We start from the raw sequence: 15,771 nt of genomic DNA, 5'->3' as shown, positions 1-15,771 counted from the left end.
TTATGGCCGATATCATTACTTACCCCGAAAACGGCATTACCTACGATGCCGACGACGCTTCGGGCTTCCTCTCCACCCGCCTGAGCGGCGTATACAGCGCCGAGGAGGATTTCTCCGTCACGGCACAGGGCGGCCTGAGCGTGCAGGTGAGCGCCGGTCAGGCATGGGTGCGCCCGGCGCGGTTCAAGGGCCGCAGCATCATCATGGAGCAGCCCACCACCGTGGTGCTCACCGAAGCGGACCCTGTGCGCAGCCGCATTGACCGCATCGTGCTGCGCTACGATGCCGCCGCCAAAAAGACCCGCCTGCAGGTGCTGGACGGCACACCGGACTCCGCTGCCCCTGCGGCCCCGGCCATCTCCCGCACCGAGCTGGTCTACGACCTCTGCCTTGCAGAGATCAGACGCCCCGCAGGCAGCACTTCTGTCACAGCCGCCGACATCACCGACACCCGCGCGGACGAGACCGTCTGCGGCGTCATGCGGGACGGCGTGACGGGATCCCCACCGCACAGCTGCAGGCGCAGGTAAAGGCCATGCTGGACAGCCTGCAGGCCGAGGTGGACAGCAGGAGCTTTTACACCAAAGCAGAGGCCGATGCAGAGCACGCAAAGCTGCAGGAGCAGCTAAACAATATCGGCTCGCTAACGTCGAGGCAGGTATATTGCCAGAGAGTTGCAAAAAGCATGACTATCCCGGATGATGTTGATTATGTCGTTCTTACAAACTCTGACTGCACCACCATAGACAACACATGCGCTGTTGTAGCGCGCGGAGGCAGTGCGTATGCTACATATGATGGCAAAACCGACAAGATTAAATTTGGGGCAGATGGCACGCTGACTGTGACTATCACCAGCGGGTACTATTTTGCAATGTCAAACGTTCTCGGTTTCCGGTACGAGGTTTCTGCCGCATTCCCGTGCTTGATTGGTTCAATTGTCGTTGATATCTCGCAGTGGGGGGATCGTACGTCTGATCCCGTGCCTGACGGCACTGATTTTATTACTTTTTCAGCAAATACTGTAGCAGACGCACGGGAGATTCCTATCAATCGGGGGCAATCCTATGCGTATAAGAATGGCCTGTCATTTAAGACCGACGGTACGATAGTAACCAAGTTAGTCTCAAGCCACAGCGAATCTTTTAAAGTCAACTGCTACAAGTACATGACTCCGAGCGAATGGAATGCGCACATGACCGAGTTGCAGTCTGCACAGGCCGATGCCGATGCTTTGGCGGTGGACCAGGACTACCGTCTGACTCTTTTGGAGCTGGGCGTGACCGATGATGAAACAACTGAAACCACCTAACAGAAAGGAAGGAAGGAACACTATGGACACTATAACACTTTGTAACACTTGCAAACGCCTGATCAAGCGCGGCCGTACCGATGGTCTGGCAAAGAAGATCGATATTTTCTACGCCGCCGCCAAGCTGACCGATGAACAGTACGCAGAACTGACCGAAATGCTGAACAAAAAGACCAGTGCCTGACCCCGTGAAAGGACGTGATACATATGGCGATCAAACAGTACAGCCTGAAGAAGGACGGCGCAAAGCAGCTCTCCCCCGCATTTCGCGTGCGGGAGTTCCGCTGCCGCGACGGCACCGACACCATCCTCATTGACGAGGGCCTTGTGGTGCTGCTGCAGTGCATCCGGGAGCACTTCGGCAAGCCTGTGACCATCACCAGCGGCTACCGCACCGCCAGTCACAACACGAGGGTGGGCGGCTCCAGATCCAGCCAACACCTGCTGGGCCGGGCCGCTGACATTCAGGTGCAGGACACCGACCCACTGGCCGTTGCCGCCTACGCCGAGAGCCTGATGCCCGGCTGGGGCGGCGTGGGCCGCTACCCGGTCAAGGCAGGCCGTGCAAAGGGCTGGGTGCACGTGGACACCCGCCCGAACAAGAGCCGGTGGACGCTGTGAGGGGGGGGGTGACTTTTTGAAAGATTATTTCTGCATGGCGGTGGGTGCGTTGGGCGCTGCGTTTGCCAGCCTGTTTGGCGGGTGGGACGCAGCGCTGCAGACGCTCATCATCTTTATGGACATCGACTACATCACCGGGCTGATCGTGGCAGGAGTGTTCCATGCAAGCCCCAAGACCAAAAGCGGCACGCTGGAAAGCCGCGCAGGCTGGAAGGGCCTGTGCCGCAAGGGCGAAACACTGCTGATCGTGCTGGTAGCCTGCAGACTGGATGCCGTGATGGGTTCCACCTTTGTGCGGGATGCCGTTGTGATCGGCTTTATCTGTAACGAGACCATTTCCATCATTGAAAACGCGGGCTTGATGGGACTGCCGATCCCGGCAGCGATCACCAAGGCTGTGGACATTTTAAAGCAGCGCTCGGAAACCGAGCAGAAAGGATAAGCTCTTATGAATGAATTCCTGAAAGTCGCACTCACTGCCTGCATCCCCGCAATGACCGTCATTTTCGGCTGGGGCCTGAACAAAGGTGTCAGCATTGCAAACGGCTACATCAACAACAAGTTTGCGCAGACCTGTCTCCAGAATGCCGCCAACGCGGTGTTCAACGCTGTCCAGTATGTCAACCAGACCTACGTTGATGCCCTGAAGGAACAGGACAAGTTCGACGAGGCTGCCCAGCGCATCGCCTACAGCCGCGCACTGGCCGCTGCGAAGAAAGCCCTGACGCAGGAGACCATCAAGTTCATCAAGGAGACCTTTGGCGACCTCGACAGCTACCTGAAGCCTATGATCGAAGCGCAGGTGCGCAGCCAGAAGACCTATATGTGACCTATATGTGATGTTTGCGTGACCCCACGAAAACATTGACCATTTTCGGGACCTCACGAAAATGGCTGCAACAAAAACTTTCCTGAATCCATAGCATGAGAAAGGCTTCCTTTGACCAGAAACGGCCAGAGGAAGCCTTTTTTCTTTGCGTATTTCAGAAGCGCTTTCGGAACCTCAAAATATAAAACTGGGTCAAAAACTGGGTCAGAGTATAACAAAAGACGCTGATTCTTTACGAACCAGCGTCTAAAAATGGTGGAGCGGGCAATGGGAATCGAACCCACCTCCTCAGCTTGGAAGGCTGATATACTAGCCGATGTACGATGCCCGCATTTACGAACGATATTATAGCATGTTCCGGCGCAAATGTCCAGCCCAATTTTTGTATGTTCCTTAAAGCACCGGAAAAGAATGCCGGAACGGCCTTGCTTTTCCATACGGCTCTGCTACAATAGAAAAGAACGGAGGGAGAGAGGATGGAGCCGGAAGCAGAGATCATTCGTGCGCAGCTGTTTACCCTGCGGGATGAAGCATACCGCACCTTTCACAGTGCGTTGATGCCCACCGTGCCGCCGGAAACGGTGATCGGCGTGCGCGTTCCGGCTCTGCGCAGGCTGGCAAAACAGCTCACGGGCACAGCGCAGGCAGAGGTGTTTTTACAGGCCCTGCCGCATGGATACTACGAAGAGAACAACCTCCACGCGTTCCTGATCGAGCTCATCCGGGACTACGACAGGGCTCTGGCTGAAACGGAGGCGTTCCTGCCCTACATCAACAACTGGGCCACCTGCGACTGCTTCTGTCCCAAAGCGTTTGCAAAGCACAAGAAGGAGCTGCTGGTGCCCATTCGCCGCTGGCTGGATTCGGGTGAGACATACACCGTGCGCTATGGCATGGAGATGCTGATGCGCTATTATCTGGATGATGCATTCCGGCCGGAATATCTGGAATGGGTGGCCGATGTGCGCAGCACGGAATACTATATCAATATGATGCGGGCATGGTATTTTGCCACGGCTCTGGCAAAGCAGCCGGATGCCGCGCTGCCGTGGCTCACAGAAAAGCGGCTGGATCTGTGGACCCACAACAAAGCCATCCAGAAAGCGGTGGAAAGCCGCCGCATTCCGCCCGGAATGAAGCAGCTGCTGCGCGGTCTGCGCAGCCGTTCATAAAAGCTTCCGGATTTCCGCGCAGATTTCCTGTTTACTTTATTCAGGTTTTATTGTAAAATATACTTGAATAACAATGCCGGGCATAGACCCGACGGAATATAAACAGGTGGTGTTTGGATTATGGCATTGAAATATCAGCGTATCCTTCTGAAGATCAGCGGCGAAGCACTGGGCGGCGAAAAGGGCATGGGTTTTGACGAACCCACCATGGACGCGATCTGCGGCGGCGTGAAGAAAGCACACGAGCTGGGCGTGCAGATCGGCATCGTGGTTGGCGGCGGCAACTTCTGGCGCGGCCGTTCCAGCGGCAAAATGGAGCGCACTCTGGCCGATAAGATCGGCATGCTGGCAACGGTGATGAATGCACTGGCTGTCTCCGACAAGCTGGAGCAGCTGGGTGTCCCCACCGAGGTGTTCACCTCCATCACGATGCCGCAGGTGGCACAGCCCTTTACGCGCAAGGAGGCCCTGCGCGCCATGGACGAGGGCAAGATCGCCGTGTTCGGCGGCGGCACCGGCAACCCGTTCTTCTCTACCGACACGGCTACCGCTCTGCGCGCTGTGGAAGTGAGCGCGGATGTAATGTTCAAGGCTACCATGGTGGATGGCGTCTACGATAAGGACCCCCACAAGTACCCGGATGCAAAAAAGTACGATACCCTTACCTTTACCAAGGTGCTGGAGGATCAGCTGGCTGTCATGGACGGCACTGCAGCGACCCTGTGCCGCGACAATAAGCTGCCCATCCTCGTGTTTGATTTGGCCGACCCGGACAACATTGCCCGTGCCGTGCAGGGCGAGAATGTGGGCACGCTGGTTTACGAGGGCTGAGAAGCCCGCAGCAGACATACATTATAGGGGCAGTGCTCTGCGCACCGCCCTGAGATAAAAAGGAACAGGAGACTACCACAATGAGCAGCAACACCAAGGTTTACGAAGAAAAGATGAAGAGCTCGGTCGAGCATCTCAGCCGCGAACTGGGCGCTGTGCGCGCAGGCCGCGCAAACCCCGCTGTGCTGGATAAGGTCAGCGTGGACTACTACGGTGCCCCCACGCCCATCCAGCAGGTGGCATCTGTGGCTGTTGCCGAGGCACGCACCCTGACCATCACTCCCTGGGACCGCACCCTGCTGCGCCCCATCAGCAAGGCCATCATGGCAAGCGATGTGGGCATCACCCCCATCGATGACGGCTCCACCATCCGGCTGAACTTCCCTGCTCCCACCGAGGAGCGCCGCAAGCAGCTGGCCAAGGAGGTCTCCAAGCTGGGTGAGGATGCAAAGGTCGCCGTGCGCAACATCCGCCGCGAGGCAATGGACAAGGCCAAGGCAATGAAGAAGGCCGGCGAGCTGACCGAGGACAGCCAGAAGACCATGGAAGAGGATGTCCAGAAGCTGACCGACAAGTATATCAAGAACATTGATGCCGCAGTGGAAGAGAAGCAGAAGGAGATCATGTCCGTCTGATCGGCTGCATAAAGTCAAAAAGAACGCAAGGTGCCGTGCGCTGGTGAGGAGTTATGCTTCTGTGGTGCGCGGCACTTTTGTTGGAGGCGGTCTGACCGCCGGGAGGAAGGAATGGAGCATCCGAAAGAGTTTGCCGAGGGGCTTTCCATCGGCATCATTATGGATGGCAATGGCCGCTGGGCAAAAAACCGGGGTCTGCCCCGTACTGCGGGCCACAAAAAAGGCGCAGAGGTCTTCAGCGATATTGCCGACTACTGTGACGAACTGGGCGTTTCGTCGGTGTACTTCTATGCGTTTTCCACCGAGAACTGGAAGCGCCCGCTGGAAGAAGTCAACGCCATTATGCGGCTGTTCGGCGAATATCTGCTGAAAGGCTTTGACTATAAGAACCGCAACATCCGCATCAAATTCATGGGTGACCGCACTGTGCTGGACCCGAAACTGCAGGCGCTGATGGATCAGCTGGAAGCGGATTCCTCGGTCAAGACCGGCATGACTCTGAACATCGCCATCAACTACGGCGGCCGCCCGGAGATCGTGCGCGCTGCGCAGCGTCTGGCTGCAAAGGCAGCGGCCGGTGAGATCCATCCGGAAGAGATCACCGAGCAGATGCTCAGCGACGCAATGTATACCGAAGGCCAGAAGGACCCGGACTTTATCCTGCGCCCCAGCGGAGAGAAGCGGCTCTCCAATTTCATGCTGTGGCAGGCAGCCTATTCCGAGCTGGTGGAAATGGACGTTCTGTGGCCAGATTTCACCCGCAGCGATCTGGACGCCGCCATTGAGGAATTTAACCATCGTTCCCGCCGGTTTGGCGGACTGTAAACCCAAGACCTCCTGCACGCGGTGCAGGGACCGGACGGCCCGGCGGCTTTGCCGGAGCCAAACTTAATCCAGAGGGGTGCGGCACCCGACCGGTGAAAAGGAGATCCAACCTATGAAAACACGTGTTATTACTGCGATCGTGGGCATCATCGTACTGATCGGCGTGATGTTCACCTTCAACACCCTGATCTTTAATCTGGTCATCGCGGCCATTACGCTGATCGCCATCCACGAGATCTACAGTGCCCTCGGCTTTGAAAAGAAGGACTGGCTGATGTATGCGGTTCTGGTGCCGTATACACTGCTGGTCATGACGAGCAACTATCAGGTCATGCGGCGGCTGGTGATGCCGATGTCCTTTCTGCTGGTCACGTTTTACGCCATCTATCTGGTGGTGCGCAACGGCACCATCAGCTATCAGAAGGCCAGCGGCCTGCTGATGTTCTCCGGCATCGTGATCTTCTGCTTCTATTCCTTTATCCGGCTCAAGGAGTTGCTGCCGGTGGAGCAGTACGGCTACGATGCGGTGTTCTTTATCCTGCTCATCCTCTGCTTTGCCTGGGGCGGCGATACCTGTGCCTACTTTGCAGGCCGTGCCTTTGGCAAGCACAAGCTCTGCCCGGTGGTCAGCCCCAAAAAGACCGTGGAAGGTGCCATTGGCGGCGTTCTGGGCACCATGGTGTTTGGTGTGATCATCACGTTGGTGTACTCGGTGGCAGCAAACCGGATGGAAGCCTTCACCCGCTCCAACATTGGCGTTTCCATGTATGTGATCATTGCGCTGCTGGGCTGCGTGGCCGCGGTGCTGGGCATTTATGGCGACCTGTTTGCCAGTGTGGTCAAGCGCCAGTGCGGTATCAAGGATTACGGCACCATCTTCCCGGGCCACGGCGGCATTCTGGATCGTTTTGACAGTGTGATGTTCATTGCGCCCTTTGTGACCATGGTCATTACGGCGGTGTTCTACTATTAAGGGAGGGAATGTGTGATGTCGAAAAGGATCACGCTGCTGGGTTCTACCGGCTCTATCGGCACCCAGAGTCTGGATGTGATCCGGGCTCAGGGGTACGAGGTGTTCGGCCTTTCCGCCCACAGCCATGTGGATAAAATTCTGCAGCAGATCGAGGAGTTCCATCCGCGTTATGTCTGCATGACCGATCCGGATGCAGCCCGCAGGCTGGATGCGGAGCTTTCCGGTCGTGCAGATGCGCCCCGGCTGCTGATAGGGCCGGAGGGGCTCAAGCAGCTGGCCGCACTGGACGGCACCGATGTGGTGCTGAACAGCGTGGTGGGCATTGCGGGTCTGGGTGCCAGCCTGTGCGCCATTGAAAGCGGCCATGATCTGGCGCTTGCCAACAAGGAGAGCCTTGTCACCGGCGGCCATCTGGTCACACAGGCTGTGGCAAAGCATGGTGTAAAGCTGCTGCCGGTGGACAGCGAGCACTCTGCCATTTTCCAGTGCCTGCAAGATAAGGAGAGCGCGCCCAGCCTGACCAAGATCCTGCTCACGGCTTCCGGCGGGCCCTTCTTCGGAATGAAGACCGAGGAGCTGCGCGGCAAGACCAGAGCTGACGCCCTCAAGCACCCCAACTGGAACATGGGGGCAAAGATCACCATTGACTCTGCCACCCTGATGAACAAGGGTCTGGAGCTGATCGAGGCCGTGTGGCTGTTCGGCCTGCCGCCGGAAAAGATCCAGATCGTTGTCCAGCGCCAGAGCATCGTGCACTCGGCGGTGCAGTTCAGCGACAACTCGGTGATCGCACAGCTGGGCGTGCCGGATATGCGCATTCCCATCCAGTACGCCCTCACCTACCCCAAGCGGGTGCCGGGCGTCGTGCCGGAGCTGGACTTTGCCGCGCTGAAGGTGCTCACCTTTGATGTGGCGGACGACGAGACCTTCCGGTGTCTTGCCGCCTGCAAAAAGGCCATCCGGAAGGGCGGCCTTGGCCCCTGCGCCGCCAACGGTGCCAACGAGGAAGCTGTCAAGCTCTTCCTTGAGGACAAGATCGGTTTCCTCGACATTGGCCGTCTGGTGGAGGCAGTCGTGGACAGCGACAGCTTTGGCGGGGACTATACCCTCAGCGATGTGTACGAGTGTGACCGCATGGCACGGGAATTTGTAAGAGCGCACTTATAAAAACCCTCTCAGCCTCACTGCGTTCGGCAGCTCTCCCGAAGGGAGAGCTTTCAAAAAGCGTAAGGCCAGATGTGCAAAAGCTCCCCCTTCGGGGGAGCTGGCAGGGCGGCAGCCCTGACTGAGAGGGTTTCCGACTTTTCAGCTTTAGGAGACGCAATGTCAATTTTCATTACCCTGATCGCCGCACTGATCGTGTTCAGCGCGGTGATTGCCATACACGAATTCGGGCACTTTGCGGTGGCAAAGCTCTGCGGCATTCAGGTCAACGAGTTTTCCATCGGCATGGGTCCGGCTCTGTGGAAGAAGATCTATAAGGGCACTCAGTACAGCCTGCGTGCATTGCCGGTAGGCGGCTATGTGGCGCTGGAGGGCGAGGAAAGCCCCGAAAGCCAGCAGGCCGAAGCAGCCCGTGACGAGCGGGAAGCAGAGACCGCAAGCCCCATCCCGCCGGAGCAGCGCACCGGCATCCCTTTGAACGATGCCCCGGTATGGCAGCGTGCCTTGGTGATGGCGGCAGGTGCCTTCATGAATTTTGTGCTGGGCTTTGTGGTGCTGGTCATTCTTGTGGCAGCGCAGGAAGGCCCCATCACCAGCAGGGTCATCTACTCCATTGAGGGCAGCGCCCTCTGCGGTCAGACCGGCCTGCAGGCGGGCGATGAGATCGTTGCCGTGAACGGCAGACGCTGCTTTGTGGCCAATGACATCCTTTATGAGCTGGTGCGCACCGAACAGTACCGCGCCCGGTTCACCGTGAAGCGGGATGGCCAGAAGGTGGAGCTGCCGGACGTGCAGTTCGACACCTGGCAGGACGAGGACGGCCAGACTCATATGAGTCTCGGCTTTACGGTATACGGCATCCCGAAAACACCGCTCCATGTGCTGAGCGAAGCGTGGAACAGCACCCTGTACTATGGGCACATCGCGTTCACCTCCCTGACAGATCTTGTGCGCGGACGGGAAAGCATCAACAACCTCTCCGGCCCGGTGGGGATCGTGACCGCCATCGGGCAGGCGGCAAGCTACGGCTGGCAGGACCTGCTGGAGCTGCTGGCGCTTATCACCATCAATCTGGGCGTGTTCAATCTGCTGCCCTTCCCTGCGCTGGACGGCGGCAAGGTCGTATTTTTGGTCATTGAGGGCGTCACGGGCCATGCGGTGCCGGAAAAGCTGCAGAGCTGGCTGACACTTGCAGCCTTTGCACTGCTGTTCGGTCTGATGCTCTTTGCAACCTACAATGATATCATCCGGCTTTTGACCGGTGCAATGTAAAAGAAAGGGGAACCCTATGCGGCAATTAAAGCGGGAAGTAAAGATCGGCAATGTGACCATCGGCGGCAAGAATCCTGTTGCGGTGCAGACGATGCTCAATGTGCCGGTGGAGGATATTGAGGGCAATGTGGCTCAGGCAAAACGGTGCGAAGCTGCCGGCTGCCAGATCCTGCGGGTGACCTGCCCCAGCCCGGCAGATGCAAAGTGCATCGAAGCCGTCAAGAATGCGGTGAACATCCCCATCGTGGCAGACATCCACTTTGACTACAAGGCGGCTCTGGCCTGCGCGGATGTGGGTGTGGACAAGATCCGCATCAATCCCGGCAACATTGGCGACGACGACCGGGTGAAGGCGGTGGTGGATGCCTGCCAGCAGAAGAACATCCCCATCCGCATCGGCGTGAACGGCGGCAGTCTGGAAAAGCATATCCTTGCCAAATATGGTGCCCCCACCCCGGAAGCCATGGTGGAGAGCGCACTGTACCATGTGCGCCTGCTGGAAAAATTTGATTTCAGCAACATCGTCATTTCCATCAAGAACTCCAATGTGCCCCGCATGATGGAGGCCTACCGCCAGCTCAGTGCAGTTACAGATTACCCGCTCCATGTGGGTGTTACCGAGGCGGGCACCTATCAGATGGGTCTGCTCAAGAGCGGTATGGGCATCGGCGGGATGCTGCTGGAAGGCATCGGCGATACCATCCGTGTCTCGCTGGCGGCAGAGCCGGAAAAGGAAGTAGAAGCCGGCTACAACATCCTGCGTGCCGTAGGCTTCCCAGTGGCGGGCCCGGAGGTCATCACCTGCCCCACCTGCGGCCGCACCCAGTATCCCTGCACCCAGATCGCCAACGAGGTGGAAAAGCGGCTGCAGGGCTGCAAAAAATCCATCAAGGTGGCCGTGATGGGCTGCGTGGTCAACGGCCCCGGTGAAGCCCGCGAAGCAGACATCGGCATTGCCGGCGGCAAGGGCGAGGCGGTGCTGTTCATCCACGGCAAACCCATCAAAAAGCTGACCGGAGACAACATTCTGGATCAGTTCATGGATGAGATCTATAAACTGTAAAGTGGGAGAATGCTATGGCACTGCAAAATAAACTGGGCCTGACCGATGAACTGGAGCTTGCCCGTGAAGAGGAAAGGATCAGCAAACAAAAGGCGCTGGCGCTGTATGATACGGGTTTGCTGGATACTTTTCCGGTAGGAACATTTGCAGGCCTTGCAATGATCCATAAATATCTGTTTGAAGATATCTATGAATTTGCCGGTCAGATGCGCACCGTAAACATCGCAAAGGGAAATTTCCGCTTTGCACCGGTTATGTATCTGCGCCCGGCACTGGAAAGCATTGACCGGATGCCACAGTCCACATTTGATGAAATTATTGAAAAATATGTGGAAATGAACGTGGCGCACCCTTTCCGGGAAGGCAATGGCCGCAGTACCCGCATCTGGCTGGACTGCATCCTGAAAAAAGAACTGCATCAGGTGGTGGATTGGAGCCGCGTGGATAAAAGCGACTATCTGATGGCCATGGAGCGCAGTCCGGTGAAAGATCTGGAAATCAAGGTACTGCTGCATAAAGCACTGACGGAACAGATCAATGACCGTCAGGTGTATATGAAGGGTATTGATGCAAGCTATCATTATGAAGGCTACCAGATTTTCAGAACAGAGGAACTTGCAAAGAAATAAAACCACATTTTTGCTGCCACACCTGCAAAAAACGGGTGCGGCAGTTTGTGCTGTATAAAAAGGAGTACCATTTGTGACACCACTCGTATCCAACCTGTGGCCGCAGTTCATGGTGGACCCGGCATTTGCGGCCTGCTTCGGGCAGGTCATTGTGGAGCATGCGCAGATGCTGCGGCAGGAGCGGCAGGTCATCTTTACCCTGCGCAGCGGTGCGCCGCTGGACAAAGATCTCTGTGCCCGGCTGCTGGCATCCCTGCAGCCGGACTATGAAGGCTTTGAGCTGCGTATCCAGAACCTGTTTGGCTATGCCATGCTGGATGAAACCGCTCTGCGCGGCCTGATGGACGAAATGAAGCGGGACGGCGTGCCCATCAACGGCTTTCTGGACCGGTGCACCATCCAGATCGTTGGCCAGAAAATCACCATCGGCGTGTGCCATGGCACAAAATTTTTGCAGGAGATGCACTTTGAAAAGCTGCTTGCCGAGCGCATTGCAGCGCACACCGGGGTAACGCCGCAGGTAACACTGCAGAGCACCGTGAGTGAGGCGGAGCAGCATCAGCTGGAGGAAAAGCTGGAGCGCAAGATCGCGCCGCCGGTGGTCAAGTTCGAGAAAAAGAACACCGCACCGTCCATCAAGGTGGATGGTCTGGATCTGACCGATAAGCCTGTCACCATTTTCCATGGCAAAATGTTCACCCCCAAGAACCTCACCCCGCTGAAGGATCTGGGCGGTGAGGGCGGCAAGTGCGTCATCTGGGGCGATGTGTTCTTCTCGGAGGTCAAAGGCAACTACCGCAAGATCTACACCGTGTCCATCACCGACTATCAGGGCTCCATCAACCTGAAGATCCGTGCGCAGGAAGGTGAGGATTGCTCCAAGTGGGAGAGCCTTGGCAAGGGCACCACCCTCATCGTGCGCGGCGACTGCTCCTACGACAAGTACGAACACGATTATATCGTCTACCCCTACGATGTGCTCATCGTGGAGCGTAAAAAGCGGGAGGATACCGCACCGGTCAAGCGGGTGGAGCTGCATCTGCACACCAAGCTTTCCAGCATGGACGGCTTCTGCGACCCCGGCGGCATCGTCAAGCTGGCCCACCGCATGGGGCATCCGGCCATTGCCATCACCGACCACGGTGTGTGTCAGGGCTATCCGGAAGCCATGCTGGCAGCGGACGATATCCATAAATCCGATCCGGATTTCAAGTTGATCTATGGATGCGAAGCCTACTTTGTGGACGACATGATTCCCTGCGTGTACGGTGTGAAGGATCAGCCGCTGGACGGGGAGTTCTGCGTCTTTGATACCGAGACCACCGGCCTTGACCCGGGCGTAGAGTATATGACCGAGATCGGTGCCGTCATCGTGAAAAACGGCGAGGTGGTGGAGGAATTTGACACCTTTGTCAAGCCCGGCAAGCCCATCACCCCCAAGATCACCGAGTTGACCGGCATCACCAACGAAATGGTGGCGGATGCTCCCGGTGAAAAGGAAGCGCTGGAAGCCTTCCTCAAATTTGCGGGAGACCGCATCCTTGTGGGCCACAACGTCCACGCCTTTGATATGCGTTTCCTGCGCGCCGCCGCCAAGCGCAGCGGCATCAGGCTGGAGCCGACCTATATCGACACCCTGACCATGGCGCAGGCCATGTATCCCGGCCTGCACAATTACAAGCAGGGCACCATCAACAAACATCTGGAGCTGCCTGCCTACGAGGCCCACCGTGCCTGTGAGGACTCTGCCGCGCTGGGCCGTATCTTTGGTGTCATGCTGAAGGATCTGGAAGAAAAGCAGGTAGCAAAGGTCAGTGAGATCAACACCGGCCTTGGCGGCAACCGCGAGGTGCTGAAAAAGAAGTATTACCACCTCATCATTCTGGTCAAGAACCAGATGGGCCTGAAAAATCTGTACAAGATCGTCAGCGAAGCCCATGTAAACTACTTTTTCAAAAAGCCCCGGGTGCCCCGGAGCCTTTTGAACAAATATCGGGACGGCCTGCTGCTCACTTCCGCCTGCGAAGCCGGCGAGCTGTACCGGGCCATCGTGGATGGCACCAGCTACGAGGAACTGAAAAAGATCGCCGCCTACTACGACATCCTTGAGATCCAGCCGCTGGGCAACAACGCCTACATGGTGCGGGACGGCAAGGTAGACAGCGAAGAGGACATCAAAAACTTCAACCGCACGGTCATCAAGCTGGGCGAAGATCTGCACAAGCCGGTCATTGCCACTGGCGACGTGCACTTTACTGAGCCGGAGGATGCGGCGTACCGTGCCGTGCTGCAGGCGGGCAACGGCTTCAAGGATGCGGACAACCAGCCGCCCCTGTTCTTCCGCACCACGCAGGATATGCTGGCACAGTTCTACTACCTGCCCAAGGAAAAAGCCTACGAGGTGGTGGTGAAGAACCCCCGCAAGATCGCGGCGATGATTGACAACAATGTTCGTGCCATCCCGCGCGGCACCTACCCGCCCAGTATCGAGGGCGCAGAGCAGCAGCTGCGCGATGCTACGTGGGAACACGCCAAGCGTGATTACGGCGATCCCCTGCCCGAGATTGTGGAGAAGCGGCTGCAGAAGGAGCTGGACTCCATCTGCGGCCATGGCTACGCCGTGCTGTACGTCATTGCGGTCAAGCTGGTGGCCTACTCCAACGCGGGCGGCTATCAGGTGGGCAGCCGTGGTTCGGTCGGCTCATCGGCCGTGGCCCACTTCTCCGGCATCTCGGAGGTGAACAGCCTGCCGCCCCACTATCGCTGCCCCAAGTGCAAGCACAGCGAGTTCATCACCGATGGCAGCGTGGATGACGGCTTTGACCTGCCGGATAAAAACTGCCCCCACTGCGGCACCCGGATGCTGGTGGACGGCCACGACATCCCCTTCGAGACCTTTCTCGGCTTCTACGGCGACAAGGAGCCGGATATCGACCTGAACTTTTCCGGCGAGTACCAGTCCAACGTGCACCGCTACACCGAGGAGCTGTTCGGCAAGGCCAATGTGTTCAAGGCAGGCACCGTATCCGGTATTCAGGACAAGACCGCCTACGGCTATGTGAAAAAGTATCTGGATGAGCGCGGCCGCACGGTGAACCACGCCGAGGAGAACCGCCTGACTCTGGGCTGCACCGGCGTCAAGCGCACCACGGGCCAGCACCCCGGCGGCATGGTCGTTGTGCCGGACACCTACGAGATCTACGATTTCTGCCCCATCCAGCACCCGGCGGACGACGTGGCAGGCGGCCTGTTGACCACCCACTTCGAGTTCAAGTATCTGCACGACACCCTGCTCAAGCTGGACGAGCTGGGCCACGATATGCCCACCTTCTACAAGTATTTTGAGGAGTACACCGGTATCCCCATCGACAGCATCCCCATGAACGACCCCAAGGTGTACAGCCTGCTGACCAGCCCGGAAGCGCTGGGCGTGACCCCGGAACAGATCGACAGCCAGACCGGCACCTTCGGCATCCCGGAAATGGGTACCAACTTCGTGCGCGGTATGCTGGTGGAGGCACGCCCCAAGAACTTTTCCGAACTGATCCAGATTTCGGGCCTGTCCCACGGCACCGATGTGTGGACCGGCAACGCGGACGAGCTGATCCGCAGCGGCACCTGCACCATTGCGGAGGTCATTGGCTGCCGTGACAGCATCATGCTGTACCTGCTGCGCAAGGGTCTGGAACCCAAGATGGCCTTTGATATCATGGAGGCTGTGCGTAAGGGCAAGGTAGCCAAGGGCGGTTTCAAGGATGGCTGGGAGGAAGCCATGCGGGAGCACGAGGTGCCGGACTGGTACATCGAGAGCTGCCGCAAGATCAAGTATATGTTCCCCAAGGCCCACGCTGTGGCCTACCTGATGTCGGCCATCCGCCTGATGTGGTTCAAGATCTACCGCCCGCCGGAGTTCTATGCCGTGTACTTTACCGTGCGCGGCGACGATATCGACTACGAGGCCGCGGTGGGCGGCGCGGCAGTGGCCCGTGCCCACATGGAAGAAGTCAAGCGCCGCCTGAAGGAAGAGAAGAACGCCAAGGACGAGGATGTGCTGGTCAGCCTGCAGCTCGTCAACGAGATGCTGGTGCGCGGCTACGAGTTTTTGCCCATTGAGCTGGGCAAGAGCCGCGGCTCCAAGTATGTGGTGGAGGACGGCAAGGTGCGCCTGCCCTTCTGTGCACTGAAAGGCCTAGGCGGTGCCGCCGCCGAAGCTCTGGAACGTGCCACCATCCACGGTGAAGAGTATATCTCGGTGGAGGAGCTGCAACAGGCGTCCGGCGTCGGCAGCAGCATTCTGGACCGCCTGCGTCAGGTGGGCGCTCTGGGCGACCTGCCGGAAAGCAGTCAGGTGAGCTTTTTCTGAAAGACGCTACAAAATGATATGTCCCCCGGAGCAGGCAGAGCAGAGCCAGAACTCTGCACGCTCCGGGGGTATTTTTATGTCA

16 protein-coding genes and 1 tRNA gene are annotated in these 15,771 nt (G+C 57.8%); 16 read left to right on the top strand and 1 reads right to left on the bottom strand.

What is annotated here, in order from left to right; translation table 11 throughout:
• Positions 1 to 2 precede the first annotated feature (2 nt).
• The 6 genes from ACKXF7_RS10295 to ACKXF7_RS10270 are packed head-to-tail and all read left to right on the top strand — an operon-like array spanning position 3 to position 2,762.
• Positions 3 to 530 carry a hypothetical protein gene (locus ACKXF7_RS10295; protein WP_423741225.1) on the top strand — a complete coding sequence of 176 codons (528 nt, stop codon included), beginning with the start codon at positions 3 to 5 and terminating at the stop codon, positions 528 to 530.
• Positions 531 to 535: 5 nt separating this feature from the next.
• Positions 536 to 1,312 (top strand): hypothetical protein, encoded by a 777-nt coding sequence (locus tag ACKXF7_RS10290; RefSeq protein ID WP_423741224.1) that lies wholly within the window; start codon positions 536 to 538, stop codon positions 1,310 to 1,312.
• A gap of 22 nt (positions 1,313 to 1,334) precedes the next feature.
• Positions 1,335 to 1,496 carry a hypothetical protein gene (locus ACKXF7_RS10285; RefSeq protein WP_423741223.1) on the top strand — a complete coding sequence of 54 codons (162 nt, stop codon included), beginning with the start codon at positions 1,335 to 1,337 and terminating at the stop codon, positions 1,494 to 1,496.
• A gap of 23 nt (positions 1,497 to 1,519) precedes the next feature.
• Positions 1,520 to 1,933, top strand: coding sequence for a YcbK family protein (locus tag ACKXF7_RS10280; protein ID WP_418266675.1), 414 nt, complete (start codon positions 1,520 to 1,522; stop codon positions 1,931 to 1,933).
• Between the two features lie 16 nt (positions 1,934 to 1,949).
• On the top strand, positions 1,950 to 2,375 hold the full coding sequence (locus ACKXF7_RS10275; protein WP_423741222.1) for a phage holin family protein: 426 nt from the start codon (positions 1,950 to 1,952) through the stop codon (positions 2,373 to 2,375).
• Positions 2,376 to 2,381: 6 nt separating this feature from the next.
• Complete coding sequence (locus tag ACKXF7_RS10270; RefSeq protein ID WP_418266674.1) at positions 2,382 to 2,762, top strand: hypothetical protein; 381 nt, start codon at positions 2,382 to 2,384, stop codon at positions 2,760 to 2,762.
• A gap of 256 nt (positions 2,763 to 3,018) precedes the next feature.
• Here the strand turns inward: ACKXF7_RS10270 and ACKXF7_RS10265 are convergent.
• A tRNA-Gly gene (locus ACKXF7_RS10265) sits at positions 3,019 to 3,093 on the bottom strand.
• A 145-nt stretch (positions 3,094 to 3,238) separates the two neighbouring features.
• Here ACKXF7_RS10265 and ACKXF7_RS10260 point away from each other — a divergent pair.
• From ACKXF7_RS10260 to ACKXF7_RS10215, 10 genes are all read left to right on the top strand, one after another.
• Complete coding sequence (locus tag ACKXF7_RS10260) at positions 3,239 to 3,934, top strand: DNA alkylation repair protein (protein ID WP_423741221.1); 696 nt, start codon at positions 3,239 to 3,241, stop codon at positions 3,932 to 3,934.
• A 120-nt stretch (positions 3,935 to 4,054) separates the two neighbouring features.
• On the top strand, positions 4,055 to 4,765 hold the full coding sequence (gene pyrH, locus ACKXF7_RS10255; protein WP_249236923.1) for a UMP kinase: 711 nt from the start codon (positions 4,055 to 4,057) through the stop codon (positions 4,763 to 4,765).
• A gap of 80 nt (positions 4,766 to 4,845) precedes the next feature.
• A complete protein-coding gene (frr, locus tag ACKXF7_RS10250; RefSeq protein WP_423741220.1) occupies positions 4,846 to 5,400 on the top strand; it encodes a ribosome recycling factor in 555 nt (184 codons plus the stop codon).
• 111 nt (positions 5,401 to 5,511) lie between these two features.
• Positions 5,512 to 6,225: a polyprenyl diphosphate synthase gene (gene uppS / locus ACKXF7_RS10245; protein WP_423741219.1), complete on the top strand. Its 714-nt coding sequence runs from the start codon at positions 5,512 to 5,514 to the stop codon at positions 6,223 to 6,225.
• Between the two features lie 112 nt (positions 6,226 to 6,337).
• Positions 6,338 to 7,198 carry a phosphatidate cytidylyltransferase gene (locus ACKXF7_RS10240; protein WP_249236927.1) on the top strand — a complete coding sequence of 287 codons (861 nt, stop codon included), beginning with the start codon at positions 6,338 to 6,340 and terminating at the stop codon, positions 7,196 to 7,198.
• 15 nt (positions 7,199 to 7,213) lie between these two features.
• Positions 7,214 to 8,365, top strand: coding sequence for a 1-deoxy-D-xylulose-5-phosphate reductoisomerase (gene dxr / locus ACKXF7_RS10235; RefSeq protein ID WP_423741218.1), 1,152 nt, complete (start codon positions 7,214 to 7,216; stop codon positions 8,363 to 8,365).
• A gap of 156 nt (positions 8,366 to 8,521) precedes the next feature.
• Positions 8,522 to 9,634 (top strand): M50 family metallopeptidase, encoded by a 1,113-nt coding sequence (locus tag ACKXF7_RS10230; protein WP_423741217.1) that lies wholly within the window; start codon positions 8,522 to 8,524, stop codon positions 9,632 to 9,634.
• A gap of 16 nt (positions 9,635 to 9,650) precedes the next feature.
• Positions 9,651 to 10,697, top strand: coding sequence for a flavodoxin-dependent (E)-4-hydroxy-3-methylbut-2-enyl-diphosphate synthase (gene ispG / locus ACKXF7_RS10225; RefSeq protein ID WP_423741216.1), 1,047 nt, complete (start codon positions 9,651 to 9,653; stop codon positions 10,695 to 10,697).
• A gap of 14 nt (positions 10,698 to 10,711) precedes the next feature.
• Complete coding sequence (gene fic, locus ACKXF7_RS10220; RefSeq protein WP_348583219.1) at positions 10,712 to 11,326, top strand: protein adenylyltransferase Fic; 615 nt, start codon at positions 10,712 to 10,714, stop codon at positions 11,324 to 11,326.
• 109 nt (positions 11,327 to 11,435) lie between these two features.
• Positions 11,436 to 15,689 (top strand): PolC-type DNA polymerase III, encoded by a 4,254-nt coding sequence (locus ACKXF7_RS10215; protein ID WP_374121315.1) that lies wholly within the window; start codon positions 11,436 to 11,438, stop codon positions 15,687 to 15,689.
• Positions 15,690 to 15,771 lie beyond the last annotated feature (82 nt).

This window comes from Faecalibacterium sp. 7 (assembly GCF_049562865.1).
GTDB classification, from domain to species: Bacteria; Bacillota; Clostridia; order Oscillospirales; family Ruminococcaceae; genus Faecalibacterium; species Faecalibacterium wellingii.
Note: the sequence above shows the minus strand (reverse complement) of the source record. Positions and strands in the feature narration are given on the sequence as shown.

What these genes read in the sequence shown, in the direction of transcription:
- ACKXF7_RS10295 (WP_423741225.1), top strand. Translation starts at nt 3, where the DNA reads ATGGCCGATATCATTACTTACCCCGAAAACGGCATTACCTACGATGCC.
- ACKXF7_RS10290 (WP_423741224.1), top strand. Translation starts at nt 536, where the DNA reads ATGCTGGACAGCCTGCAGGCCGAGGTGGACAGCAGGAGCTTTTACACC.
- ACKXF7_RS10285 (WP_423741223.1), top strand. Translation starts at nt 1,335, where the DNA reads ATGGACACTATAACACTTTGTAACACTTGCAAACGCCTGATCAAGCGC.
- ACKXF7_RS10280 (WP_418266675.1), top strand. Translation starts at nt 1,520, where the DNA reads ATGGCGATCAAACAGTACAGCCTGAAGAAGGACGGCGCAAAGCAGCTC.
- ACKXF7_RS10270 (WP_418266674.1), top strand. Translation starts at nt 2,382, where the DNA reads ATGAATGAATTCCTGAAAGTCGCACTCACTGCCTGCATCCCCGCAATG.
- ACKXF7_RS10260 (WP_423741221.1), top strand. Translation starts at nt 3,239, where the DNA reads ATGGAGCCGGAAGCAGAGATCATTCGTGCGCAGCTGTTTACCCTGCGG.
- pyrH (WP_249236923.1), top strand. Translation starts at nt 4,055, where the DNA reads ATGGCATTGAAATATCAGCGTATCCTTCTGAAGATCAGCGGCGAAGCA.
- frr (WP_423741220.1), top strand. Translation starts at nt 4,846, where the DNA reads ATGAGCAGCAACACCAAGGTTTACGAAGAAAAGATGAAGAGCTCGGTC.
- uppS (WP_423741219.1), top strand. Translation starts at nt 5,512, where the DNA reads ATGGAGCATCCGAAAGAGTTTGCCGAGGGGCTTTCCATCGGCATCATT.
- ACKXF7_RS10240 (WP_249236927.1), top strand. Translation starts at nt 6,338, where the DNA reads ATGAAAACACGTGTTATTACTGCGATCGTGGGCATCATCGTACTGATC.
- dxr (WP_423741218.1), top strand. Translation starts at nt 7,214, where the DNA reads ATGTCGAAAAGGATCACGCTGCTGGGTTCTACCGGCTCTATCGGCACC.
- ACKXF7_RS10230 (WP_423741217.1), top strand. Translation starts at nt 8,522, where the DNA reads ATGTCAATTTTCATTACCCTGATCGCCGCACTGATCGTGTTCAGCGCG.
- ispG (WP_423741216.1), top strand. Translation starts at nt 9,651, where the DNA reads ATGCGGCAATTAAAGCGGGAAGTAAAGATCGGCAATGTGACCATCGGC.
- fic (WP_348583219.1), top strand. Translation starts at nt 10,712, where the DNA reads ATGGCACTGCAAAATAAACTGGGCCTGACCGATGAACTGGAGCTTGCC.
- ACKXF7_RS10215 (WP_374121315.1), top strand. Translation starts at nt 11,436, where the DNA reads ATGGTGGACCCGGCATTTGCGGCCTGCTTCGGGCAGGTCATTGTGGAG.